At 70.3% G+C, this 22,580-nt stretch carries 20 protein-coding genes and 1 riboswitch; of the genes, 6 read left to right on the top strand and 14 right to left on the bottom strand.

The features are described from left to right. Positions 1 to 50: 50 nt before the first annotated feature. A complete protein-coding gene (locus ACJX2R_RS35285; protein WP_413103411.1) occupies positions 51 to 962 on the bottom strand; it encodes a TIGR03619 family F420-dependent LLM class oxidoreductase in 912 nt (303 codons plus the stop codon). Positions 963 to 1,157: 195 nt separating this feature from the next. Between ACJX2R_RS35285 and ACJX2R_RS35280 the strand changes: the two genes are divergently transcribed. Next, positions 1,158 to 1,832 (top strand): N-acetylmuramoyl-L-alanine amidase, encoded by a 675-nt coding sequence (locus tag ACJX2R_RS35280; RefSeq protein WP_371106051.1) that lies wholly within the window; start codon positions 1,158 to 1,160, stop codon positions 1,830 to 1,832. A 10-nt stretch (positions 1,833 to 1,842) separates the two neighbouring features. On the opposite strand, the gene ACJX2R_RS35275 is transcribed toward ACJX2R_RS35280, so the two are convergent. Together ACJX2R_RS35275 and ACJX2R_RS35270 are read right to left on the bottom strand one after the other, a co-directional pair. Further along, positions 1,843 to 3,276 carry a hypothetical protein gene (locus ACJX2R_RS35275; protein ID WP_413103410.1) on the bottom strand — a complete coding sequence of 478 codons (1,434 nt, stop codon included), beginning with the start codon at positions 3,274 to 3,276 and terminating at the stop codon, positions 1,843 to 1,845. Between the two features lie 231 nt (positions 3,277 to 3,507). Beyond that, positions 3,508 to 4,677 carry a cysteine desulfurase family protein gene (locus ACJX2R_RS35270; RefSeq protein WP_413103409.1) on the bottom strand — a complete coding sequence of 390 codons (1,170 nt, stop codon included), beginning with the start codon at positions 4,675 to 4,677 and terminating at the stop codon, positions 3,508 to 3,510. Between the two features lie 134 nt (positions 4,678 to 4,811). Between ACJX2R_RS35270 and ACJX2R_RS35265 the strand changes: the two genes are divergently transcribed. Continuing rightward, a complete protein-coding gene (locus ACJX2R_RS35265; RefSeq protein ID WP_413103408.1) occupies positions 4,812 to 5,669 on the top strand; it encodes an alpha/beta fold hydrolase in 858 nt (285 codons plus the stop codon). Positions 5,670 to 5,878: 209 nt separating this feature from the next. On the opposite strand, the gene ACJX2R_RS35260 is transcribed toward ACJX2R_RS35265, so the two are convergent. The 11 genes from ACJX2R_RS35260 to ACJX2R_RS35210 form a co-directional block, all read right to left on the bottom strand. Next, positions 5,879 to 6,784, bottom strand: a complete 906-nt coding sequence (locus tag ACJX2R_RS35260) for an SRPBCC family protein (RefSeq protein WP_413103407.1) — start codon at positions 6,782 to 6,784, stop codon at positions 5,879 to 5,881. Next, positions 6,781 to 7,188 carry an ArsR/SmtB family transcription factor gene (locus ACJX2R_RS35255; protein ID WP_413103406.1) on the bottom strand — a complete coding sequence of 136 codons (408 nt, stop codon included), beginning with the start codon at positions 7,186 to 7,188 and terminating at the stop codon, positions 6,781 to 6,783. Before ACJX2R_RS35255 ends, ACJX2R_RS35260 begins: the two co-directional genes overlap by 4 nt. A 65-nt stretch (positions 7,189 to 7,253) precedes the next feature. Continuing rightward, entirely contained in the window at positions 7,254 to 7,913 is a 660-nt protein-coding gene (locus ACJX2R_RS35250) for a trimeric intracellular cation channel family protein (protein ID WP_262701697.1), read from the bottom strand. Positions 7,914 to 7,965: 52 nt separating this feature from the next. After that, entirely contained in the window at positions 7,966 to 9,057 is a 1,092-nt protein-coding gene (locus ACJX2R_RS35245) for an ABC transporter ATP-binding protein (RefSeq protein ID WP_413103405.1), read from the bottom strand. Between the two features lie 20 nt (positions 9,058 to 9,077). Next, positions 9,078 to 10,220, bottom strand: coding sequence for an ABC transporter ATP-binding protein (locus ACJX2R_RS35240; protein ID WP_413103404.1), 1,143 nt, complete (start codon positions 10,218 to 10,220; stop codon positions 9,078 to 9,080). Next, positions 10,217 to 11,215, bottom strand: a complete 999-nt coding sequence (locus ACJX2R_RS35235) for an ABC transporter permease (protein WP_262701693.1) — start codon at positions 11,213 to 11,215, stop codon at positions 10,217 to 10,219. Before ACJX2R_RS35235 ends, ACJX2R_RS35240 begins: the two co-directional genes overlap by 4 nt. 136 nt (positions 11,216 to 11,351) lie before the next feature. Then, positions 11,352 to 13,112: an ABC transporter substrate-binding protein gene (locus ACJX2R_RS35230; RefSeq protein WP_413103403.1), complete on the bottom strand. Its 1,761-nt coding sequence runs from the start codon at positions 13,110 to 13,112 to the stop codon at positions 11,352 to 11,354. Between the two features lie 131 nt (positions 13,113 to 13,243). Continuing rightward, a complete protein-coding gene (locus ACJX2R_RS35225) occupies positions 13,244 to 14,248 on the bottom strand; it encodes an ABC transporter permease (protein ID WP_262701691.1) in 1,005 nt (334 codons plus the stop codon). A gap of 486 nt (positions 14,249 to 14,734) precedes the next feature. Beyond that, on the bottom strand, positions 14,735 to 15,538 hold the full coding sequence (locus ACJX2R_RS35220; RefSeq protein WP_413103402.1) for an enhanced serine sensitivity protein SseB C-terminal domain-containing protein: 804 nt from the start codon (positions 15,536 to 15,538) through the stop codon (positions 14,735 to 14,737). A 111-nt stretch (positions 15,539 to 15,649) separates the two neighbouring features. After that, a complete protein-coding gene (locus ACJX2R_RS35215) occupies positions 15,650 to 16,456 on the bottom strand; it encodes an enhanced serine sensitivity protein SseB (protein ID WP_413103401.1) in 807 nt (268 codons plus the stop codon). A 198-nt stretch (positions 16,457 to 16,654) separates the two neighbouring features. Continuing rightward, positions 16,655 to 17,374 (bottom strand): AAA family ATPase, encoded by a 720-nt coding sequence (locus ACJX2R_RS35210; protein WP_413103400.1) that lies wholly within the window; start codon positions 17,372 to 17,374, stop codon positions 16,655 to 16,657. A 169-nt stretch (positions 17,375 to 17,543) separates the two neighbouring features. After that, positions 17,544 to 17,654, top strand: a riboswitch (glycine riboswitch). 170 nt (positions 17,655 to 17,824) lie between these two features. Between ACJX2R_RS35210 and gcvT the strand changes: the two genes are divergently transcribed. From gcvT to ACJX2R_RS35190, 4 genes are all read left to right on the top strand, one after another. Then, positions 17,825 to 18,952 (top strand): glycine cleavage system aminomethyltransferase GcvT, encoded by a 1,128-nt coding sequence (gcvT, locus tag ACJX2R_RS35205; protein ID WP_262701688.1) that lies wholly within the window; start codon positions 17,825 to 17,827, stop codon positions 18,950 to 18,952. 130 nt (positions 18,953 to 19,082) lie between these two features. After that, complete coding sequence (gene gcvH, locus ACJX2R_RS35200) at positions 19,083 to 19,463, top strand: glycine cleavage system protein GcvH (RefSeq protein ID WP_262701687.1); 381 nt, start codon at positions 19,083 to 19,085, stop codon at positions 19,461 to 19,463. 26 nt (positions 19,464 to 19,489) lie between these two features. Beyond that, on the top strand, positions 19,490 to 20,755 hold the full coding sequence (gene glyA, locus ACJX2R_RS35195) for a serine hydroxymethyltransferase (RefSeq protein ID WP_413103399.1): 1,266 nt from the start codon (positions 19,490 to 19,492) through the stop codon (positions 20,753 to 20,755). Between the two features lie 232 nt (positions 20,756 to 20,987). Then, the gene (locus tag ACJX2R_RS35190; RefSeq protein ID WP_413103398.1) at positions 20,988 to 22,370 is read left to right on the top strand and encodes an L-serine ammonia-lyase; all 1,383 of its coding nucleotides are present in this window, start codon (positions 20,988 to 20,990) and stop codon (positions 22,368 to 22,370) included. Positions 22,371 to 22,580: the final 210 nt, after the last annotated feature.

Genomic DNA, 22,580 nt, shown 5'->3' with positions numbered 1-22,580 from the left:
TAAGTCGGTACGCACGCAACGACGAAAGCGGTATTACGGACCCGCCCCGGTCAGCTCGCCCGCGCCCGCTCCAGCACCCGCTGGACGAGGTCCAGGGCCTGGTCGGCGTCCTTGCCGAGGTAGATCAGGTCGACGAAGGCGTGCTGGATGCCCGCCTCCCGCTCGGCCCGGACCAGGGCCGTCGCGATGTCGTCCACGGAGGCGTCGGCGCTCGGGTTGACGCGAAGGATCGCGTCGAATGCCGCCGGGTCCCGGCCCTCCCGCTCGACCGCTTCCCGCACCCCGGGCAGCCGCTCGGCGAGGGCGGCGACGGGGTCGGGCGCACCGGACGCGGCGGGGACGACCGCGATGGGCAGCCAGCCGTCGGCGCGCCGGGCCACCCGGCGCATGGCCGCGGGCGCGAAGGCGGCGAGGTAGACGGGCGGGCGGGGGCGCGAGGCCGGTTTGAGGTCCACATGGGAGGCGGGCACGGTCCAGTGGTCCCCGCGGTACTCGACCGGGTTCCGGGTCCACCAGGCGTCCAGGGCGTCCAGGCATTCGTCCAGGCGCCTGCCGCGCTCGGCCATGGGGACGTCCACCGCCTCGTACTCCTCGGGCGACCAGCCGGTGCCGAGCCCGACCAGCAGCCGCCCCGCGCTCAGCAGATCGACGGTGGTGAGGGAGCGGGCGAGCAGCGCGGGCGGGTACCAGGGGGCGTTGATCACATCGGTGCCGAGCTCGACCCGCTCGGTGGCCGCGGCGGCGGTGGCCAGGACGGCGAAGGGGTCCAGCGCGGCGCGGAATTCGGGCGGGATCACATCGGTGCCCGCGTAGCCGACGATCGGGTCGACCGGGGCGAGCAGGCGGTCCCCGACCCACAGGCTGTCCGCGCCGAGCTCCTCGGCCTGGCGCGCGAACCGCGCGATGTCCTGGGGGTGGTGGGCGAGCGGACCGAACTGGGGAAGGGCGAATCCGATGCGCATACCGTCAGCTCCTCGTCGAGCGGATGGACACATTCCAGCGGGCACGTTCCACGGTACGGAAGCCTGGGATCGCCCCAGAGACAGTTCAACGTTCATCTACCCGGACGGCCAGAGGGCCACCGCCCGGGACGAACGGTTCCCGCCATGATCCCGGCGGCCGGAACCCGACGCCCTCCCCCGCGCGTTGAGCGTTCCGTGAGCGAGACCACGACCGGCGGTGGACGCCGCGTCAGCAGGCGCACCCTCCTGATCGGCGGCTCGGCGGCCGGTCTCGGGGCGGGTGTCGCGGCCTATGCCGCGCGGGACGAACTGGCCCGGATGTGGTGGCGGCTGCCCGGGGTCGACAAGCCCCGTAAGGCCGGGGCGGTCGATCAGCCGGGCGTGAAGTGGATCGCGGCCTCGGGCGCGAACTGGCGGTGGGCGGACCGCCCGGACGACTACGTCATCGACCGGGTGGTGATCCATGTGGTGCAGGGCAGCTTCGACGACGCGGTGCGGGTCTTCCGGGACCCCGGACACCGCGCCGCGGCGCACTATGTGGTGCGCCGCGACGGGCATATCGCGCAGATGGTCCGGGAGCTGGACGTGGCGTTCCACGCGGGCAACCGCTCGTACAACGAGCGCAGTGTCGGCATCGAGCACGAGGGGTTCGTGAGCGAGCCGAGCTCCTTCACGGACGCGATGTACCGCGCCTCGGCACGGCTGACCGCGTCGATCTGCGAGCGGTACGACATCCCTCGGGACCGTGAGCACATCGTCGGCCATGTGGAGGTGCCGGGCACCGATCACACCGACCCAGGCCGCCACTGGGACTGGGACCGCTATATACGGCTGGTGCGAGCGGTGCGCGTGGCACGGACGGCGAAGTGACGGACCCGGCTCAGGCTCCGAAGACGACGGCGAGCGGACGGGCCGCGCTGTCGGCGGTGGGCCTGGCAGCCTTGTTGTCGCCGATGTAGAGCTTCTTGCCCTTGTAGATCATGGTGCACTCGCCATAGGTGTCCATGTCGGACTCCACGTCCTTCATGTCGTCCGGGTGGGTCTGGAGCGTCTCCATCGCGAAGGTCTTGGGATCGACCCGCACGACCCCGCCGGCCTCGCTGTACATGGAGCCCAGATAGGCGATCAGGGCGCCGTCGTCATCGGTCTGGATGGGGATCAGCGACCGGCTCTCCGCCATCTTCGTCTTCCCGGTCTCCTTGCCGGTCTTCAGATTCAGGCCGCTGATCCGGTCCCCCGGGCCGCCGTGGTCCACGTCCACCTCCGAGGAGAGGTAGAGGGTGCTGCTCGCCTTGTCGAGGGCGAGCTGGGTGCAGCCCTCCACGTTCGTGGCCTCGCAGTCGGGCTGGTACCCCTTGGCCAGGACGTCGATCGTGCTGAGCAGCTTGCCCTGCTTGCCGCTGTCGTCGATGGTCAGGATGTCCGTGACACCGGACCCGCCGTCCGAGTCGCCGGTGTCGACGGCCACGACGAGCGGCGCGGTGGAGATCACATGCGCGTACTCGACCTTCTCGTCCAGCTTGTAGGACGACCTCACATCGCGGGTCCTGGGGTCGACCGTCTGGACCTCCAGCCGCTCGGTGCTGGAGTCCTCGCTGTCGCAGCCCCGGATCGCGACGATCTTGTCATCGCCGCCCGCGTAGCCGTTGTCGTCGCAGTCCGCGAGGTACGCGGGCTTCCACAGCGGCTTGCCGTCGAGTGACCAGGCTCCCCCGCCGCCGGTGCCGCCCGCGGCCACGGTGCCACCGCCGATGGTGACCTCGTCGAACTGCACCCCGGCGTTGCCCTCGCTGTCCGACCCCTCCTTCTGCCAGACCAGCTTGCCCTTCTTCAGGTCGACGAGGCCGACCTTGGTGCACAGCGCGTCCTCGCCCGCGCCGTCCCGGAACAGGATCGCGGTCAGACCGTCCTTGGTCATATGCGGTGAGGCCCAACAGAGCTGTCCGCCGAGCGGAATCCGCCACTTGGACTTGGCGCCGTCCAGCGAGTAGCCGACGAGCTTGTTGACGTCGCCCTTCACAAAGGTCGAGTCCGTCACCCAGGTGCCCATGGTGTTGGCCTCCTTGCCGACCTTCGGCATGGCGACCTTGCCCAGCGTCTTCGCCTGGGCGCCCTTGGACGAGCCCCCGCTCTCACCGCCGTCGTCATCCCCGGACCCGCAGCCGCTCACCAGGGCGGCCGCGAGGACCCCGCCCGCGATCAGCTTCAGGGCGGGCTTGGAGCGCCACCCCCGCGACGGCGGCCGCCGCACCCCCTGCGGCTGCGGGGGCTGGTGCGACGGCTGGTGGTGCGGCGGCAGCGAAGGCTGCGACATCGATGAACTCCTGGATTTCCCCGTGAAGAAAACCTGTGCGCTTATCCCGCATGACAGGTCTCGTTGACGGGTAAATCCTTTCCCACGGCTCTCCGCCATTTCAAGCGGAGACTGATGTTCCGTAGGTTATGTGAAATGGCCGCCGGAACAATTCGAATTCCATGGTTATGATGAGGCGGTCCGGGCAGGGACCGGATGAGGCGGTCCGGGCGGGAACCATCGGCGAGGCCGTCAGCTGAGCCCCGCCCCGCGCGCCCGTTCCACCGCCGGGCCGATCGCCTCCGCGACGGCCTCCACATCGGCCTTGGTCGAGGTGTGGCCGAACGAGAAGCGAAGGGTGGACCGGGCCAGCTCGGGGTCGCTGCCAGTGGCCAGGACCACATGGCTGGGCTGCGCGACACCGGCCGTGCAGGCCGAGCCCGTCGAGCATTCGATGCCCTGCGCGTCCAGCAGCAGAAGCAGCGAATCGCCCTCGCAGCCGGGAAAGGCGAAGTGGGCATTGGCGGGGAGCCGGCCCGCCGGATCGGGGTCACCGCCGAGAACCGCGTCGGGCACGGCGGTACGGACGGCGGTGATCAGCGCGTCGCGCAGGGCGCCGATCTCGCGGGCGAACTCCTCGCGGTGCTCGGTGGCGTGCGCACCGGCCACGGCGAAGGCGGCGATGGCCGGGGTGTCGAGCGTCCCGGAGCGCACCTGGCGCTCCTGGCCGCCGCCGTGCAGCACCGGCACGGGGGTGTGCTCACGGCCGAGCAGCAGCGCGCCGATGCCGTAGGGACCGCCTATCTTGTGGCCGCTGACGGTCATCGCGGCCAGCCCAGAGGCGGCGAAGTCGACCTCGGTCTGGCCGAACGCCTGGACCGCGTCGGCATGCAGCGGAACCCCGAATTCGGCGGCGGTGGCGGCGAGTTCACGGACCGGCTGGACGGTGCCGATCTCGTTGTTGGCCCACATGACGGTGGCGAGGGCGACATCCGAGGGGTCGCGGGCGATCGCCTCGCGCAGCGCCTCGGGGTGGACCCGCCCGAGGGCGTCGACCGGCAGCCATTCGACCCGCGCGCCCTCGTGCTCGGCGAGCCAGTCGACCGCGTCGAGCACGGCGTGGTGCTCCACGGGGCTGGCGAGCAGCCGGACGCGGGCCGGGTCGGCGTCCCTGCGGGACCAGTAGAGCCCCTTGACCGCGAGATTGTCGGCCTCGGTCCCTCCGGCGGTGAAGACGACCTCGCTCGGGCGGGCGCCCAGCGAGGCGGCCAGGGATTCGCGCGACTCCTCGACGGTACGGCGGGCACGCCGGCCGGCGGCGTGCAGCGAGGAGGCGTTGCCCGTGACGGCGAGCTGGGCGGTCATCGCCTGCACCGCCTCCGGGAGCATCGGGGTGGTGGCGGCGTGGTCGAGATAAACCATGGTGGCCTCGATTCTACGAGGCGTCTCTGCGAGGCGTCTCTACGAGGCGTCGCGTCTGCTGGTCGCCTCCGGCTTCGGATCGTCCTGCGGTAACCCCTCGACAGTGACTGTAAGGAGTGTCTACGGTTTTACTCATGACAAGCACTGAGTGGAAGACCGAGTGGAACCTGGACCGCAGCTACCTCAGCTCCTCCGGAGAGGTCCGCTGGGCCGCGTTCGGCGCACCGGACGCGCCGCCGGTCGTGCTGCTGCACGGCACGCCGTTCTCGTCGTACGTGTGGCGGGGCGTCGCCCGTGCGCTGGCCGACCGGCACCGGGTGTTCGTCTGGGACATGCCGGGCTACGGGGCCTCCGAGAAGCGGGCCGACCAGGATGTCTCGCTGGCCGCCCAGGGCCGGGTCTTCGGTGAGCTGCTCGAGGAGTGGGGGCTGACCGGGGAGGGGGCGGAACCGGCCGTCGTCGCCCATGACTTCGGCGGATGTGTCGCCCTGCGCGCGCATCTGCTGCACGGTGCGCGGTTCCGGCGGCTGGCGCTGGTCAACGCCCTCGCGCTGTCCCCGTGGGGCTCCCCCACGTACCGCCTGATCGGCGCCCACCACGACGTCTTCGGGCAGCTGTCGCCCGAGGTGCATCGGGGGCTGGTGCGCGAGTACGTCCGCTCGGGGAGCGCCCTCGGGCTGCATCCGCGGGTGCTGGAGCGGATCGTGGACGGGTGGTGCGGCGGTCCTGAGGACCAGGCGGCGTTCTACCGGCAGATCGCGCAGAACGATCGGCGCTTCACCGATGAGATCGAGGGGCGCTATGGGGAGATCCGGCTGCCGGTGCTGGTCTGCTGGGGTGCGGATGATGCGTGGATTCCGGTGGAGCGGGGGCGGGAGCTTGCCTCCCGGATTCCGGGGGCGGGGTTTCGGCTGATCTCGGGGGCGGGGCATCTGGTGCAGGAGGATGCTCCGGCCGAGCTCACGGCTGCGCTCAGCGGGTTCCTTGGGTGAGGTCTCGTCGGCGGGTGCGGGGCGGTGGGCGGTTGTTGTTCCCCACCCCGCCCCTTCCCGGCTCATGACGATATGCGGCTCCGCCGCGTGGGGGGGGCTCCGCCCCAGACCCCGCCGGGGCTCCGCCCCGGACCCCGGTCCTCAAACGCCGGACGGGCTGGAAGTTCGCCCCGGACGGGCTGGGTGTCAGCGCTGGGCGGGCTCGCGATTCAGGTGCTCATTCGGAGGAGTTCGGCCGCGAAGAGGGCGATGTGGTGGCGCCAGGCTTTTTGGGCTTCGGTGCGTTCCGCGTCGGCGGCCGACGGGCCCGTTTGGGTGAGGATGAGGCGGGCGCCGTGGCCGGTGCCCCGGGTCAGCTCCCAGCGGACCGTACCCGCCGGGCGGCCGTCGCGCTCCCATTCGTACGCCAGCACCCGGGGCGACTGGACCTCGGTGATCGGGCCCGCCGGGACCGCGTCCGTGCGGAAGCCCGGGGGGACCGGCGCCCCGGCCGCCGGTTCGGCGGTGGTGTCGGCGGTGGTGTCGGCGGTGGTTTCGGCGGCCGGGCCGGTCAGCGCCCGCCATGCCGTCTCGGCGGGGCGTACCAGCTGGCGCTCGAAGCGCAGCCGCCAGCCGCCGTCCTCGGCGGTCTCCACCGTGCCCTCGGCGAGCCCGAACGCCTCGACGTACTGCTCGTGCAGCTCGGCCATGTCGCCGTGGGCGACCTCCTCGCCGCCGAGCAGGGCCGCGAGCCCCGTGATGCAGGCGTGCCAGCCGGAGGCGAAGCTGGCCGCGCCGAAGCGGTCGCCGAAGGTGTGGGTGAGGGTCAGCACGGAGCCGTCGCCCTCGGGGCGCAGCTCCCAGCGGAGCTCGTCCTCGCCCCAGGTGAAGGCGAAGACATGGGGCGGGTCGAGCTCGGTGACGACGCCGTCCATGTCCGGGCCCTCGCGCCCGGGGAAGACGAAGCCCATCCTGCCCCCGGCCTTCAGCTCCACCTGGACCTCGGAGGGGAACCAGTGGGCGAGCTGGGCGGGCTCGGTCAGCGCACGCCAGACCTTCTCCGGGGGATGGGCGAGCCGGCGCTCGAGGCGCAGGGCCGAGCGGCCGCCGTCGGACTGGGCGAGGGTGTCTTTCATGGCGCTTCTCCGTCGGGTGCGTCGGGGGATGCGTCGCGTGCGTCGCGCGGCTCGGGTGGTGGCTCGGGTGGCTCGGGTTCGCCGGTCGTCCCGGGGAGCTCCGGCATCGTGTCCAGGTGTCGTTCGAGCGCGTCGAGACGGTCGGTCCACAGCCGGCGGTACGGCGCCAGCCAGGCGTCCACCTCGGCGAGCGGCTCCGGGCAGAGCTCGTACCAGCGGCGCTGGGCGTCCCGGCGGACCCGCACCAGACCGGCCTCGCGCAGCACCCGCAGGTGCTTGGAGGTGCCCGGCTGGGTGAGCCCCAGGTGCTCGGTCAGCTCGCCGACCAGGCGGGGCCGCTCCAGCAGGAGGTCCAGGATCTGCCGTCGACTCGGCTCCGCGAGCACATCGAACGGTATGGCCATGAGCCCCAACATAACCACCCGGATATATAACCGCAAGGGGATGAAGGCGAGAAGGAACGAGCCTCTCAGGGCTCCTCCGTCGCCGTACTGCGCCGGTTCCACGCCCTCGGCGCCCGCCAGCCGAACCGCATCGCCGCCAGCCGCACCGCGAACGCGATGGCGGCCGCGAGCGCACTCGTGGCCGCCGTAAGGGCGTCGAAATGGAGCAGCAGCGCCGCTGCCGAGGAGCCGACGATGGCCGGGACGGCGTACAGGTCCCGGTCCCAGCGCAGCAGCGAGGGCACCTCATGGGCGAGGAGGTCGCGGAGCACACCGCCGCCGACCGCCGTGGCCATGCCGAGGGTGACGGACGAGGTGAGGCCGAGCCCGAAGTCATGCGCCTTCATCGTGCCCTCGACGCAGAACAGCCCCAGCCCGGCCGCGTCGAAGACCCCCACCGCCGCCGTGATCCGCTCGACCTCGGGGTGGAGGAAGAAGACGAGGGCGGTGGCGACGAGTGGGGTGAGGAAGTAGCCGAGGTCGGTGAAGGCGATGGGCGGCACCGCGCCGATCACCAGATCACGGAAGACACCACCGCCCAGCGCGGTGACCTCGGCGAGCACCGCCATACCGAAGACATCGAAGTTCTTCCGGACGGCGAGCAGGGCGCCGGATATCGCGAAGACGAAGATCCCGGCGACTTCCAGGGCGTGCTGGACGGACGGGGTGAACAGTTCGATGGGCACGCGACATTGTTATCCGCGGACACCCACGGTCCCGTCCAGGCCCCGTCCCGTCTCAGCTTTCGGTCTTCTTCGTCACCTTCTGTGCCGACTCGGCATCCGGCTTCTGGTCAGGCCCACGCGGCGGTAGCTGCACATCAGACACAGATTCCGGGTGGTGGCAGGCCACCTGGTGGCCGGTGGCCAGCGACACCAGCGGCGGCTCCTGCTGCTTGCACACCTCGGTCGCCTTCCAGCACCGGGTGTGGAAGCGGCAGCCGGAGGGCGGGGCGATCGGCGAGGGCACATCGCCCTTGAGCAGGATCCGCTCCCGCTTGGCGCGCCGCCTGGGGTCCGGCACCGGCACCGCGGACAGCAGCGCCTTGGTGTACGGGTGCATGGGGCGCTCGTAGAGGTCCTTGCGGTCCGCCAGCTCCACGATCTTCCCCAGGTACATCACCGCGATCCGGTCCGAGACATGGCGGATGACCGACAGGTCGTGCGCGATGATCACATACGTCAGGCCCAGCTCGTCCTGGAGGTCGTCCAGCAGGTTGACCACCTGCGCCTGGATCGACACATCCAGCGCCGAGACCGGCTCGTCGGCCACGACCAGCTTGGGCTTGAGGGCCAGCGCCCGGGCGATGCCGATGCGCTGCCGCTGACCGCCGGAGAACTCGTGCGGATAGCGGTTGTAGTGCTCGGGGTTGAGCCCGACCAGCGCCAGCAGCCGCTGGACCTCCGCCTTGATCCCGCCCTCGGGGGTGACGCCCTGGAGCCGGAAGGGCGCGCTGACGATCGCGCCCACGGTGTGCCGGGGGTTCAGCGAGGAGTACGGGTCCTGGAAGATCATCTGGACGTCGCGCCGCATCGGCCGCATCTGGGCGGTGTTGAGATGCGTGATGTCCTTGCCCTCGAACTCGATCTTGCCCGAGGTGGGTTCGAGCAGCCGGGTGACCAGCCGCCCCATGGTGGACTTGCCGCAGCCCGACTCGCCCACCACGCCCAGGGTCTCCCCCGGCCGGACGTCGAAGTCGAGCCCGTCGACCGCCTGGACCGCACCGGACTGCCGCTGGAGCAGCCCCTTCTTGATGGGGAAGTGCTTGACCAGACCCGACACCTTGAGCAGGGGCTCGGGCGACGTCGTCGCCTTCTCCGGGACCGTCATCTTCGGATCCTTCGTGTCGGTCACAGCTTCGGCGCAATCTCTTCGGTCCAGATCCGGGTGCGCTCCTCCTGCGTCATATGGCACGCGGAGAAGTGCCCGCCGCCCCCGGCCTCGGTGAGCTCCGGCCGCTCGGTGCGGGTGATGTTGTCCTTCGGCACATCGGCGTACGGGCAGCGCGGGTGGAAGGCGCAGCCGGACGGCACGTTGATGAGGCTGGGCGGGGAGCCCTTGACCGGGATGAGCCGCTCGGTCTGGTCGCGGTCGATACGGGGCATCGAGCCCAGCAGCCCCCAGGTGTACGGGTGCTGGGGCTCGTAGAAGACCTTCTCGGCCGGGCCGCGCTCGACACAGCGGCCGCCGTACATCACCAGCAGATCGTCGGCGAGCTCGGCGACCACGCCCAGGTCGTGGGTGATGATGATGACCGCGGAGCCGAACTCCTTCTGGAGGTCCCGGATGAGGTCGAGGATCTGCGCCTGGACGGTGACGTCCAATGCGGTGGTCGGCTCGTCGGCGATCAGCAGCTCGGGGTTGTTGACCAGCGCCATCGCGATCATGGCGCGCTGGCGCATCCCGCCGGAGAACTCGTGCGGATAGCTGTCCACCCGCTTGTCGGGCTGCGGGATGCCGACACGGTCCAGCAGCTCGATCGCGCGCTTGCGGGCCACCTCCTTGGTGACCTCGTGGTGCACCCGGTACGCCTCGACGATCTGACGGCCGATCGTGTAGTACGGGTGCAGCGCGGACAGCGGATCCTGGAAGATCATCGACATCTCGCGGCCGCGCAGCTTGCGCACCTCGTCGGGGTCGGCGCCCAGCAGCTCCTGGCCGTTGAGCCAGATCTCACCGGAGATCCGCGCCTTGCGGCGGCCGTACTGGCCCGCGGTGTGCAGCCCCATGATGCCGAGCGAGGTGACGGACTTGCCGGAGCCGGACTCGCCGACGATGCCGAGCGTCTTGCCCTTCTCCAGCCGGAAGCTGAGCCCGTCCACGGACTTCACCAGACCGTCGTCGGTCGGGAAGTGGACGTGCAGATCGCGCACCTCGAGGAAGGCGGTGGGGGCGGGCGAGCCCGCCGCGGCCACCTCGCCCACGGCGGCGGTGCCGGTGGCCGGCAGATCGCCGTTCCCGGGCTGTCCGGAGGGCTTGGTCAGGTCGGTCATCCGAGCCTCACTCGCGGGTCGATGACGGCGTACAGGAGGTCCACGACGAGATTGGCGACCACGATGAAGACGGCCGCGATCAGGGTGACGCCGAGGATGACCGGCAGGTCCTTCTCGGTGATCGCGTTCACCGCGAGCCGCCCGAGGCCGGGCAGGTTGTAGGTGGTCTCGGTGAGGACCGCGCCGCCCAGCAGCGCGCCCAGGTCGAGGCCGAGCAGGGTGAGGACCGGGGTCCAGGTCGAGCGCATCGCGTGCCGTCCGATGACCACCCGCTCCCGCAGACCCTTGGCGCGGGCGGTACGGATGTAGTCCTCGCCCATGATCTCCAGCATGGTGGCCCGGGTGAGCCGGGCGTACATCGCCGCGTAGAGGAAGGCGAGCGTGATCCACGGGAGGATCAGGCTCTCGAACCACATCGCCGGATCGTCACCGAGCCCCTTGTAGTCCACGTTGACCCACTTCAGCGAGTAGCTGAAGATCGCCAGCGAGAGCAGACCGGTGAAGTAGATCGGCAGCGAGACACCGGCCAGCGCGACCGTCATCGCCGAGCGGTCCCACAGGGTGCCCCGGCGCAGCGCGGAGACGACACCGGTGGTGATGCCGCCCACCAGCCACAGCAGACAGGCGCCCGCGGCGAGCGAGAGGGTGACCGGCATGGCGTCGGTGAGCTGCGGCCACACCGCCTGCTCGGTGCGGAAGGAGTAGCCGAAGCAGGGCGCCGGGCAGTGGGTGACGTCCGTGCCGTTGGCGTAGTCCCGGCCGGCGAAGAGGCCCTGGACGAAGTGCCAGAACTGCACCAGGACCGGATCACCGAGGCTGAGCTTCTGCCGGATGCCCTCGATGGCCGCGGGGTCGGCCTGCTTGCCGACGAACAGCAGCGCGGGATCGGCCCCGGCCCACTTCGGGATCACGAAGAAGATGGCGAAGGTCGTAAGGGTGACGACCAACAGCATCACGACGACGGCGAACAAGCGCCGGATGAGATAAGCAAGCACTGTGCGCGGCCCGGGTGGTGGCCCGTGATACCCCGGTCTAGGGGATCACGGGCCACCACCCGCGGCCATCACCTGCCCTTCGGGCCTATCGGGTGCGGCGATGGTTAACGTGTGAGGCGGGTCGGGTGACCGGCCGTCACTTGACGACGCCCAGCTGGGAGTAGTCGTAGCGGCCGTTGTAGGCCGCCGACGAGAAGGCGTTCGTCAGCCGCGAGCTGCGCCAGGTGATGTTCTTCTCGTAGATGAACGGCATCTGCACGGCCAGGTCGCTGACCTTGTGGTTCATCTTCTGGTAGATCGCGCCGGCCTTGTTGGGGTCGGTCTCCTTGAGCGCGTCGTCGAAGTACTTGTTGATCTCGGCGTTGTTGGTCTCGGAGACGTTGTAGTTACCGGTCTGCTCGATGAAGCGGCCGTCGATCAGCGGCTGGGAGAAACCCTGGCCGGTGGGGAAGTCCGGGCCCCAGCCGGTCATGGACAGGCCGTAGCCGCGCTTCTTCATCACCGACGGCGAACCGGTGATGCTGGCGGAGGTGCTGCCCTGGATCGGCTCCACGTTGAGGTTGATGCCGACCTTCTTCAGCGACGCCTGGAGCGCCTCGGCGGCGTCGACCTCGGCGGGCTGGTCGTTGCGGGCCACGATGCTGGTGGAGAAGCCACCCGGCTTGCCGCACTGCTTGAGCTCGTCCTTGGCCTTGGCCACGTCCGCCTTGCCACCGCGCTTCAGGACACCGTACGGGTCGTAGTTGTCCGAGCCCTTCACGCTCTTGGGGAGCATGTTGGTGGCGATCTCACCACCGGCCTGCGGGCCACCGCGGGTGGTCTGGAGCGACTTGTAGTCGGTGCCGTAGATGACCGCCTTGCGGCAGTGGATGTTGTCGAACGGCTTGACCTTGGTGGTGAAGTCGACGTACCGGACGAAGCTGGTGGTGATGTTGTCGACGTTGCCCTTGTTGTGCTTGAGGGCGTCGTTACGGCCCGAGGGGGTCATACCGGTGGCGCTGAGGAAGACGTCGTAGTCGCCCTTGATCAGCAGCCGGTCGATCGCCTCGAGGTTGGAGTTGAAGGTGACCGAGACCTTGTCCGGCAGGGCCGGGCGGATCGGGTCGGAGGCCTTCTTCCAGTTGGTGTTGCGGACCAGCGACAGACTCTTGCCCGGGGTGTACGACTGGACCTTGTACGGACCGGAGGAGAACGGCCGGTTGGTGTACTTGGCGCCGGTGTCCTTGTCCGCCTTCACCGGGGAGCCGGTCGGCATCGCGAGCATCTGCTCGAAGTCACCGTTGGGCTTGGCGAGGTTGAAGACGATGGTCTTGTCGTTCGGCGTCTCGATCGCCTTCAGGCCCAGCTTGTCCTTGGACTTGTCCTTGTACGGGCCCTTGTACTCGCCCTTGGGGTCCAGGACCTGGCGCAGATAGCCGGGGCCGCCGGAGACGACGTCCTTGGCCCAGATGCGCTCGATGCCGTACTTGACGTCCTTGGACGTGATCGGGGAGCCGTCCTCCCAGGTGATCCCGTCGCGCAGGGTGTAGGTGTAGGTCTTGCCACCGTTGGTGATCTTGCCGGTGGAGGTGGCGAGGTCCGGGGTCAGCTCGTTGGCGGCGTTGCCCGGCTTCGGCGTGTAGGAGATCAGTTGGCGCGCGTAGAAGCGGGAGAAGTCCCAGGCGAACCCGTAGTACTGACGCTGCGGGTCGAGGGAGTCGAACTCCTGCTTGTTGATGAACTTGAGGGTGCCGCCCTTCTTGGCGGACTTGGCAGCGACACCCTTCACCGCGGCGTTGAACCCGGCACCCGAGCCCTCGTCGTCGGAACCGCCGCCACCGCAGGCGGCCGTGGTCAGCAGAGCGCCGACGACAGCCGCCGCTCCGGCGATCCGCCTGCTTCTCGAGAGCCGTTTCATAGTTGCTGCAACCTCCGGGTTAGAGCGGTCCTGAGCATGGCGCCGCGGAATACCTTGGGGAGCCGTCTGCCGGATGTGGCAGGGGCTGCTGATTGCGTTCGAGTACGACCGGGCGGCCGTGTGCCGCACCGTCATCGGGTGCCCTTCGGGTCCAGGGCGTCGCGGACGCCGTCGCCGAAGAGGTTGAAGGCCAGCACCGTGACGAAGATCGCCACACCTGGGATGATCATGAACATCGGATCGTCCTCGTAGGTGCCGACCGCCTTGGAGAGCATCTGCCCCCAGGAGGCGGTGGGCGGCTTCACACCCGCGCCGAGGAAGCTGAGCGCGGCCTCGGTGAGGATGTTGGTGGGGATCATCAGCGTCGTGTAGACGGTGATCGGCGCCACCAGGTTGGGCAGCAGCTCACGGAAGAGGATGTAGCGCCGGCCGGCGCCCAGGCTCCGCGCGGCCTCGACGTACTCCTTCTCGCGCAGCGACAGCGTCTGGCCGCGCACGATGCGGCCGACGTACGGCCAGCCGAAGAAGCCGATGACCGAGACCAGGATCGCGATCCGCACCCCGCTGCCGGTCAGTCCCAGCAGGTCGTTGGGGAGCACCGAGACCAGGGAGATGATGAAGAGCAGCTGCGGGAAGGCCAGCAGCATGTCCATCACCCGGCTGATCACAGAGTCCACCCAGCCGCCGAAGTACCCGGCGATGATGCCGAAGATGGTGCCGAGGACCACCGCGACCACCGCCGCGAGGAAGGCCACGAGCAGCGAGATCCGGGCGCCGTAGATGACCCGGCTGAAGACGTCGCGGCCGTTGGACGGCTCCACGCCGAAGAGGAAGTCCGAGCTGATGCCGCCCAGGGATCCCTTCGGGGTGCCGAACAGCGGGTCGATCTCCTCCTGGTGGAACTCATTGGGCGGATGCCCGAGCAGACTCACGATGAGCGGAGCGAAGATCGCCACCAGTACGAGGAAGACGACAACGATGCCACCGGTCAGTGCGAGCTTGTCCCGCTTCAGGCGTGACCAGGCGATCTGCCGTAGCGATCTGCCTTCGACGGACGCTTTGACCACATCCGCCGCTACATCGGCAGTCGCGACCGGATCGCTGTCCGTGCTCGTGCCGTGCAATGGTGCCGTCATCGTGGTGGAGACCCCTCTCGACCGGTGGTGACCGGCCCACGACTCGCCGCTGTGGCGGCTTCGTTCACAACCTGGGTGAAAGTCGCGTTCTGGTACGGAACCTTCTCGGAAGGGGTCGTACACAGGAACCGCACCCCTTGGAGCGGGAGTCTTCAACGCGTTTGTGATCACCCGCCAGTACTCCCGGGCAATGGATGCCTAACCGTGATGTGAGGACTACCGCTCCGCTATACGGACGGTCGCGACACGAGAACGCAGCAGTAACATCACGCCCGTAATGGGCTGTTCGGCCCGATAGGGGTGGAAGGCCGGTCGGGCAATCCCGTCAATCGGTGCGCGGCTCAGTACGAGGTGCGCCGCGGTGGGACGCGGTGGCTCAGTAGGTGGGACGGGGCGGCTCGGCACGCGGGGCGCGTGAGCTCGGTACGCCGGGCACGGGAGCTCAATACGCGGGGCACGGCGGCTCGGTACGCGGGGCTCGGGGGCTCAGTACGCGGGGCGCGGCGGCGGGTAGCCGTAGCCGTACGACGGCGGCGGCGGCGCGGCGGACGTGGCACCATAGGCGTCACGGTCGAAGAAGGGCCTGGCGTTGGCCCGCATCCACATGGCGACGGGGTCGTACTCGTCCGAGAGCGCGACCGTGGAGACCGGTAGCCCGTCCGGCACGGCGGTGATCGACTGCTCCATCATCACCCGCACCGACTGCACCGACGCGGCACCGGTGTCGTACAGATCCAGCCCGATGGCCAGATACGGGGCGCCCAGCGCGGGCTGCACCCAGACGCGCCGCAGCGACCGCACCGCGGCGGTGCGATGCGCGTTCTGCCCCAACAGGGCGTAGAACTGGGGGATGTCGATGGCGGGCTCGGACAGCCGCAGCGGCCCGGCGGGCAGCCGGTCCAGACCGCCCGCGATCCGGCGCAGATCCGGCCATGGGATGCCCACTCCGCCGCCGCGGGCGTGGGGGTTGAGCCAGAGGCCGTAGCGGTCGCGGTAGAGCGAGTCGGCGATGAGGCGTCCGTCGACCACCTCATGCGCGCGGTTCCAGCCACTGGCGGCCAGTTCCTGCGCGGAGGTCACACACGGGGCGTAACCGAGGCCGTCCACGTCCATGTTCCCGTACTGGGCGTCGGGCGAACCGGGCGCGCCGTGCCACAGCAACATCCAGACCTGGCCCTCGCCGATGGCGTGCAACAGCGCCTCGTAGGCGTCGTACCGGCCGGGAGCGACCTGCTGCAACGCTCGCTCAACCTGGCCGGCCGCCGCCCCCCAATCCGCGCCCGCGCTCACCTGGGTCCGCCCCTTCTCATCGCCTTGCCCACACCTCACCGGGGAGCGTGCTCGCACCCCTCCTGGTCATCAAACCAGCTTACGGGCCGCGGCAGCGGACCCAGGGGTGAGTCAGAGGTCACGGTCGTAGAACGGCCGCACCCGTCCCAGCATCCAGTCGGCCACCGGATCGCCCTGCGCCACGTCCAGCAGCACCAGCTGAACCTTCCACGGCACCGGCACCGAACCGAGGGCGCGGCCCAGCGCCTCCACCGCGCGCGCCTGCCCCTCGGGACTGGGCTCGTCGAGCTGCACACCGACGAAGAGCGCGGGCTCGTCGCCCTCGACGCTGGCCAGGGCGCGCCGGGCGGTCCGCACCCCGGTGCCCTTGGCGAACTCGATCCCGGCGGCGGCCAGGAAGTCCACCGGCTCGTCCTGCCAGTCCGGTTCGAAGAGCCGCACCCGGCCACCGTTGGCCGGGCCGTCGAGCTCGGTACGCCCGGCGCGGCACAACTCCCGGACGGCGGGCGGAGGCAGCGGTACGACCACCGCGCCACCGGGGTTCACCGCGATGCCGAGCTGGGGCGGCAGCCCGCGGGCGAACTCCACGGCCGGGGCGACGGTGAAGGACATATGGGAGCCGACGAGCTGGAGGAACTGCTGCTCGGAGCTGAACACCGGGACATACGCGCCGCCGTCGATCTCCATCGTGGGCAGATCGAGGCTCGGGCTGCCAGGGCCCCCGCCGTTGGGCAGCGGAATCCAGAGGTGGCTGCGGGAGAGCGTCTCGACGATGCGCGCTCCGGCGCCGGGGACGTCGACGGAGGCGGCCATCACCTCTTCGAGCTCATTGCCGGGAAACGCCGGATGCGCGGCATATCCGCCGTCCGGGAATCCTCCGTGCGCCGGGGCCACTCCGTACTGCTCCGGGAAGCTCATCTTCGTCCAACCGCCATCTCGTCCGACCTGCCCGAAGCACCCTAACCGCTGGGCGGCCCGGGGCCGGAGGGGTCGGCGGCGATCTCCACAGCACTTCCCCACCTCGCCCGGACCCGCCCTCATCACGCTGTGTGATGCCGATGGTCGATTTTCGGCCACTCATCGACCGCTCATCGACCGCTCAAGGGAGAGACGTGATCACTCGAAGGAGATGCAGCGCAGCGCGCTCGCGCCTCGCCGGTCCAGCAGCACCGCCGACGCGCACCCCCGCGGCGGCCGCCCCTCCTCCATCCCGGTGATCAGCCGCCGCATCGCGCGCAGATGCCGCCCGAAGGCGTAGGCGGAGACCCCGCGGCCACGGGCGGCCTGGCCCTCCAGCGCCTCCGTGGCGCCCACGTCCAGCAGCACCATGTGGAGACCCCGGCCCCGGCGCCGCACGTCCCGGGCCAGCCAGCGGCGGACCCACGGCAGCGCGCCGCAGTCGTGCACCACGACGCTCACGCCCGAGCGCAGCGCCCGGCGCAGCCCCGCGTAGTGGGCGTACCGGACCAGTGGGCGGTAGAGCGCGTACGGCAGCCAGCCGGGCAGCCGGCGCTCCCACGCCTCCCGGGTGTTCTGCGAGTCCACCCTGATCACGACCGCGCCCGTCTCGTCCAGGAGCGGCACCGTCCGGTTGATCAGGGTGCTCTTGCCGCTGCCCGGCAGCCCGGAGGCGACCAGCACGTCCCCTGCCGGAAACCGCAGCTCACGCGGGCCCGCGCCGTCACCACCCTCCGCCCCGGCGCGCAGATCGTGCACCGCGCTTCTCCCGTGCACCGCGCTTCTTCGGCCGGGGCGGGCCGTCGACCCGGAGGGGGTGCGCCCACGCCGCGCCGGCAGGAGCCTCTGTGTTGTCGCGTACGTTCCCTGCCCATGCACCGTGATCGTCCTCCCAGGTCGGTCAACGCTGCTCGTACCCGCAGAGTGTCAAGAAAAGGTAATGTCGGGCAAGGCTGCCCCTGGCCGGGCGGCCGGAGCCCGGTCGGATCGGGGCTTCCCTTCTCGGCCATACATGCGATGATGTCCGCGCAACTCCATACCGGCCGCTTGAATCCGCGCGGGAGAGTCCTTGGTCATCGGCATCCGTGCCGGGTGTCCAGGGCGCCGAAGGAGCAAGTCCTCCCTTGAATCTCTCAGGCCCCGATACCGCGCGGACGAGGCAGATCTGAAAAGCGGGCCGCGCGGGCGCGGCTCCACCCAAGGTGCAAACCGGGCCCCTTACGGGCGTCACGGCGAACCTCTCAGGTTCCGATGACAGATGGGGAGGACGCACGCGTCCTTGTCGTCCGTCCTCGCCGTCGCGCGACCCCGACCTCTGGAGCCTGAATCGTGACCGACGCCCCGCCTTCCCCACGCCGTACCGCGCTGGACGCGCGGCACCGCGCGCTCGGCGCCACCATGACCGACTTCGCCGGCTGGGACATGCCGCTGCGCTACGGCAGCGAGCGCGACGAGCACACCGCGGTACGCACCCGCGCCGGGCTCTTCGACCTCTCCCACATGGGTGAGATCTCTCTCATCGGTCCGCGGGCCGGGGACGCCCTGGACCACGCGCTGGTCGGCCGGCTGTCCGCGCTCGCCGTGGGCCGCGCCCGCTACACCATGATCTGCGACGCCGAGGGCGGCATCCTGGACGACCTGATCGTCTACCGCCTCGGGGACGAGGAGTTCCTGGTCGTGGCCAACGCCGCCAACGCCCAGGTGGTGCTGGACGCGCTGACCGAGCGGGCCGGCGGTTTCGAGGCGACCGTAAGGGACGACCGCGACGCCTACGCGCTGCTCGCCGTCCAGGGGCCCGAGTCCGCGGGGATCCTGAAGCGCCTGACCGACGCCGACCTGGACGGGCTGAAGTACTACGCCGGGCTGCCGGGCACCGTCGCGGGCGCCCCCGCCCTGATCGCCCGCACCGGCTACACGGGTGAGGACGGCTTCGAGCTGTTCCTGGCGCCGGACGACGCCGAGCGGGTGTGGGAGGCGCTGACCGAGGCGGGGGCCCCGGTGGGCCTGGTGCCCTGCGGGCTCTCCTGCCGGGACACCCTGCGCCTCGAGGCGGGCATGCCGCTGTACGGGCATGAGCTGACCACCGACACCACCCCCTTCGACGCGGGGCTCGGCCGCGTGGTGAAGTTCGACAAGCCGGGCGGCTTCGTCGGCCGCGAGGCCCTGGAGGCCGCGTCCCGCCAGGCGGACACCGTCACCCCGCGCACCCTGGTCGGCCTGATCGCTTCAGGCCGCCGGGTGCCGCGCGCCGGATACGCCGTGGTGGCCGCCGACGGCTCATCGATCGGCCAGGTCACCTCGGGCGCGCCCTCGCCGACGCTGGGCAGGCCGATCGCGATGGCGTACGTGGACGTGGAGTACGCGAAGCCCGGCACCGAGGGGGTCTTCGTGGACATCCGGGGCACTCGGGAGCCGTACGAGGTCGTGGCTCTCCCCTTCTACAAGCGCGAGCGCTGAGCTTCCGCAAGCGCGGGCGCCGAGTGGGCCCGGCCCATCGCGTCCCCCCGGCGCCGTATCCCTCAGCGCCGCATCCCACCAGCTAAGACCCGTTTCCCAAGCACTCCCCCGTATCCAGGAGAATCGGACCATGAGCAACCCCCAGCAGCTGCGGTACAGCAAGGAGCACGAGTGGCTGTCGGCCGCCGGCGAGGACGGCGTGTCGACGATCGGCATCACCGAATTCGCGGCCAACGCGCTCGGCGACGTCGTCTATGTCCAGCTCCCGGACGTCGGCTCCACGGTCTCCGCCGGTGACACCTGCGGTGAGCTGGAGTCCACCAAGTCGGTCAGCGATCTGTACTCGCCGGTCTCCGGTGAGGTCACCGAGATCAACGAGGACGTGGTGAACGATCCGGCGCTGGTGAACTCCGCCCCCTTCGAGGGCGGCTGGCTGTTCAAGGTGAGGGTGACGAGCGAGCCGGAGGACCTGCTCTCCGCCGACGAGTACACCGCCTTCGCCGAAAACTGACCCTCCTTATTCGATCGGGACCCTCGATGTCGCTTCTCAACAGCTCCCTGCACGAGCTCGACCCGGACGTCGCCGCTGCTGTCGACGCCGAACTCCACCGCCAGCAGTCCACCCTGGAGATGATCGCCTCGGAGAACTTCGCTCCGTCGGCGGTCATGGAGGCCCAGGGCTCGGTCCTGACCAACAAGTACGCCGAGGGCTACCCCGGCCGCCGCTACTACGGCGGCTGTGAGCACGTCGACGTGGTCGAGCAGATCGCCATCGACCGGGTCAAGGAGCTCTTCGGCGCCGAGGCCGCCAACGTCCAGCCGCACTCGGGCGCCCAGGCCAACGCGGCCGCGATGTTCGCCCTGCTCTCCCCCGGCGACACCATCCTGGGGCTGAACCTGGCGCACGGCGGCCATCTGACCCACGGCATGAAGATCAACTTCTCCGGCAAGCTCTACAACGTGGTGCCCTACCACGTGGACGCCGAGACCGGTCTGGTCGACATGGACGAGGTCGAGCGGCTGGCCAAGGAGCACCGCCCCAAGCTGGTGATCGCGGGCTGGTCGGCGTACCCGCGCCAGCTGGACTTCGCCGCCTTCCGCCGGATCGCGGACGAGGTCGGCGCGTACCTGATGGTCGACATGGCCCACTTCGCGGGTCTGGTGGCGGCCGGGCTGCACCCCTCGCCCGTACCGCACGCCCATGTGGTGACCACCACCACGCACAAGACCCTGGGCGGTCCGCGCGGTGGCGTGATTCTCTCCACCGCCGACCTGGCCAAGAAGATCAACTCGGCGGTCTTCCCGGGCCAGCAGGGCGGTCCGCTGGAGCATGTGATCGCGGCGAAGGCGGTGTCCTTCAAGGTCGCGGCGAGCCCGGCGTTCAAGGAGCGCCAGGAGCGCACGCTGGAGGGCGCCAGGATCCTAGCCGAGCGCCTGTCCCAGGACGATGTGCGGGAGGTGGGCGTCGCCGTCCTCTCCGGCGGCACCGATGTCCATCTGGTCCTGGTCGATCTGCGCGACTCCGAGCTGGACGGGCGGCAGGCCGAGGACCGGCTGCACGAGGTCGGCATCACGGTCAACCGCAACGCGATCCCGAACGACCCGCGGCCCCCGATGGTCACCTCGGGCCTGCGGATCGGCACCCCGGCGCTGGCCACGCGCGGCTTCACCGCGGAGGACTTCCGCGAGGTCGCCGACGTGATCGCGGAGACGCTGAAGCCGTCGTACGACGCGGAGGCGCTGAAGGCCCGGGTCAGCGCCCTGGCCGACAAGCACCCGCTGTACGCGCATCTGTCCAAGTGAGCCGGAGCGACCCGAGCAACCCGGAGTAACGCGGACCCGGGGGCGCGCCCGCCCAGGCGCGCCCCCACCGCACCACCCGCACGCACCACCCGCATCGACCCGCACCACCCCACACACCACCCGCACCGACCCCGCACCGACCCCGCACCGACCCGCACCACCCCACGCACGGCCCGCGCGCTTCCCCGGCGGGCACACGCTTCCCCCGGCGTGCAGACGAAGGAGTCACCCGGTGGCCATTTCCGTATTCGACCTCTTCTCGATCGGCATCGGCCCGTCCAGTTCGCACACCGTCGGCCCGATGCGGGCCGCGCGGATGTTCGTCCGCCGGCTGAAGAACGAGGGTCTGCTGGCCCACACCGCGTCCGTCCGCGCCGAGCTCTTCGGCTCGCTGGGCGCCACCGGTCATGGCCACGGCACCCCGAAGGCCGTGCTGCTGGGCCTGGAGGGCAACTCCCCACGCACCGTCGACGTCGAGACGGCCGACGGCGAGGTGGAGCGCATCCGCACCACCAAGCGGCTGCGGCTGCTCGGCGCCGAGATCGGCCCCGGCCACGAGATCGACTTCGACGACTCGGCCCAGCTGATCCTGCACCGCCGCCGCTCACTGCCGTACCACGCCAACGGCATGACGCTGTGCGCGTACGACGCCGAGGGCCATCCGCTGCTGGAGAAGACGTACTACTCGGTCGGCGGCGGCTTCGTGGTGGACGAGGACGCGGTCGGCGAGGACCGCATCAAGCTCGACGACACCGTCCTCACCCACCCCTTCCGCACCGGCGACGAGCTGCTGCGGCGCTCCCAGGAGACGGGCCTGTCCATCTCGGCCCTGATGCTGGAGAACGAGAAGGCGTGGCGCACGGAGCCGGAGATCCGGGCCGGGCTGCTGGAGATCTGGCAGGTCATGGAGGCGTGCGTGGCCCGCGGCATGTCTCAGGAGGGCATCCTGCCCGGCGGCCTCAAGGTCCGCCGCCGCGCCGCCACCGCCGCCCGCGCCCTGCGCTCCGAGGGCGACCCGGGCGCCCGTGCCATGGAGTGGATCACCCTCTACGCCATGGCGGTCAACGAGGAGAACGCGGCGGGCGGCCGCGTGGTCACCGCCCCCACCAACGGCGCGGCGGGCATCATCCCCGCCGTCCTGCACTACTACACCCGCTTCGTCCCGGGCGCCGACGAGGAGGGCGTCATCCGCTTCCTCCTCGCCGCGGGCGCCATCGGCATGCTCTTCAAGGAGAACGCCTCGATCTCCGGCGCCGAGGTCGGCTGCCAGGGCGAGGTCGGCTCCGCCTGCTCCATGGCCGCCGGCGGCCTCGCCGAGGTTCTCGGCGGCTCCCCGGAACAGGTGGAGAACGCCGCCGAGATCGGCATGGAACACAACCTCGGCCTCACCTGCGACCCGATCGGCGGGCTGGTCCAGATCCCCTGCATCGAGCGCAACGGCATGGCCTCGGTCAAGGCGGTCACCGCCGCGAGGATGGCCCTGCGCGGCGACGGCCGCCACCATGTCTCGCTCGACAAGGTCATCAAGACGATGAAGCAGACGGGCGCGGATATGAAGGTCAAGTACAAGGAGACGGCGCGGGGCGGGCTCGCGGTGAACGTCATCGAGTGCTGACGAGGGGAACGGCCAGTGGGATTGCCTGAAGTCCCGGCGATACGGCAGCGGCGTCTCCCCGGCCTGACTGGGCTTGCTCAGCCGGGCCGTGCCGACCGCCCAGCTCGGAGACGCGCGGCTGGATGGGCGCTGAGCGGCGCGGTCCACGGATAAAACCGGGTCAGGTGACGGCACCAGCCAGCGGGCCACGCCGTACACAGCGAAGGGCGA

This window comes from Streptomyces sp. Inha503, from assembly GCF_047215865.1.
In the GTDB taxonomy this organism is placed as follows: Bacteria; Actinomycetota; Actinomycetes; order Streptomycetales; family Streptomycetaceae; genus Streptomyces; species Streptomyces lycopersici.
This window is presented reverse-complemented; position numbering and strand designations above follow the sequence as displayed.

Bases quoted from the DNA above. Each gene is read 5' to 3' on its own strand.
- ACJX2R_RS35285 (WP_413103411.1), bottom strand. From the start codon at position 962: ATGCGCATCGGATTCGCCCTTCCCCAGTTCGGTCCGCTCGCCCACCAC.
- ACJX2R_RS35275 (WP_413103410.1), bottom strand. From the start codon at position 3,276: ATGTCGCAGCCTTCGCTGCCGCCGCACCACCAGCCGTCGCACCAGCCC.
- ACJX2R_RS35270 (WP_413103409.1), bottom strand. From the start codon at position 4,677: ATGGTTTATCTCGACCACGCCGCCACCACCCCGATGCTCCCGGAGGCG.
- ACJX2R_RS35265 (WP_413103408.1), top strand. From the start codon at position 4,812: ATGACAAGCACTGAGTGGAAGACCGAGTGGAACCTGGACCGCAGCTAC.
- ACJX2R_RS35260 (WP_413103407.1), bottom strand. From the start codon at position 6,784: ATGAAAGACACCCTCGCCCAGTCCGACGGCGGCCGCTCGGCCCTGCGC.
- ACJX2R_RS35255 (WP_413103406.1), bottom strand. From the start codon at position 7,188: ATGGCCATACCGTTCGATGTGCTCGCGGAGCCGAGTCGACGGCAGATC.
- ACJX2R_RS35245 (WP_413103405.1), bottom strand. From the start codon at position 9,057: ATGACGGTCCCGGAGAAGGCGACGACGTCGCCCGAGCCCCTGCTCAAG.
- ACJX2R_RS35240 (WP_413103404.1), bottom strand. From the start codon at position 10,220: ATGACCGACCTGACCAAGCCCTCCGGACAGCCCGGGAACGGCGATCTG.
- ACJX2R_RS35230 (WP_413103403.1), bottom strand. From the start codon at position 13,112: ATGAAACGGCTCTCGAGAAGCAGGCGGATCGCCGGAGCGGCGGCTGTC.
- ACJX2R_RS35225 (WP_262701691.1), bottom strand. From the start codon at position 14,248: ATGACGGCACCATTGCACGGCACGAGCACGGACAGCGATCCGGTCGCG.
- ACJX2R_RS35215 (WP_413103401.1), bottom strand. From the start codon at position 16,456: ATGAGCTTCCCGGAGCAGTACGGAGTGGCCCCGGCGCACGGAGGATTC.
- gcvH (WP_262701687.1), top strand. From the start codon at position 19,083: ATGAGCAACCCCCAGCAGCTGCGGTACAGCAAGGAGCACGAGTGGCTG.
- glyA (WP_413103399.1), top strand. From the start codon at position 19,490: ATGTCGCTTCTCAACAGCTCCCTGCACGAGCTCGACCCGGACGTCGCC.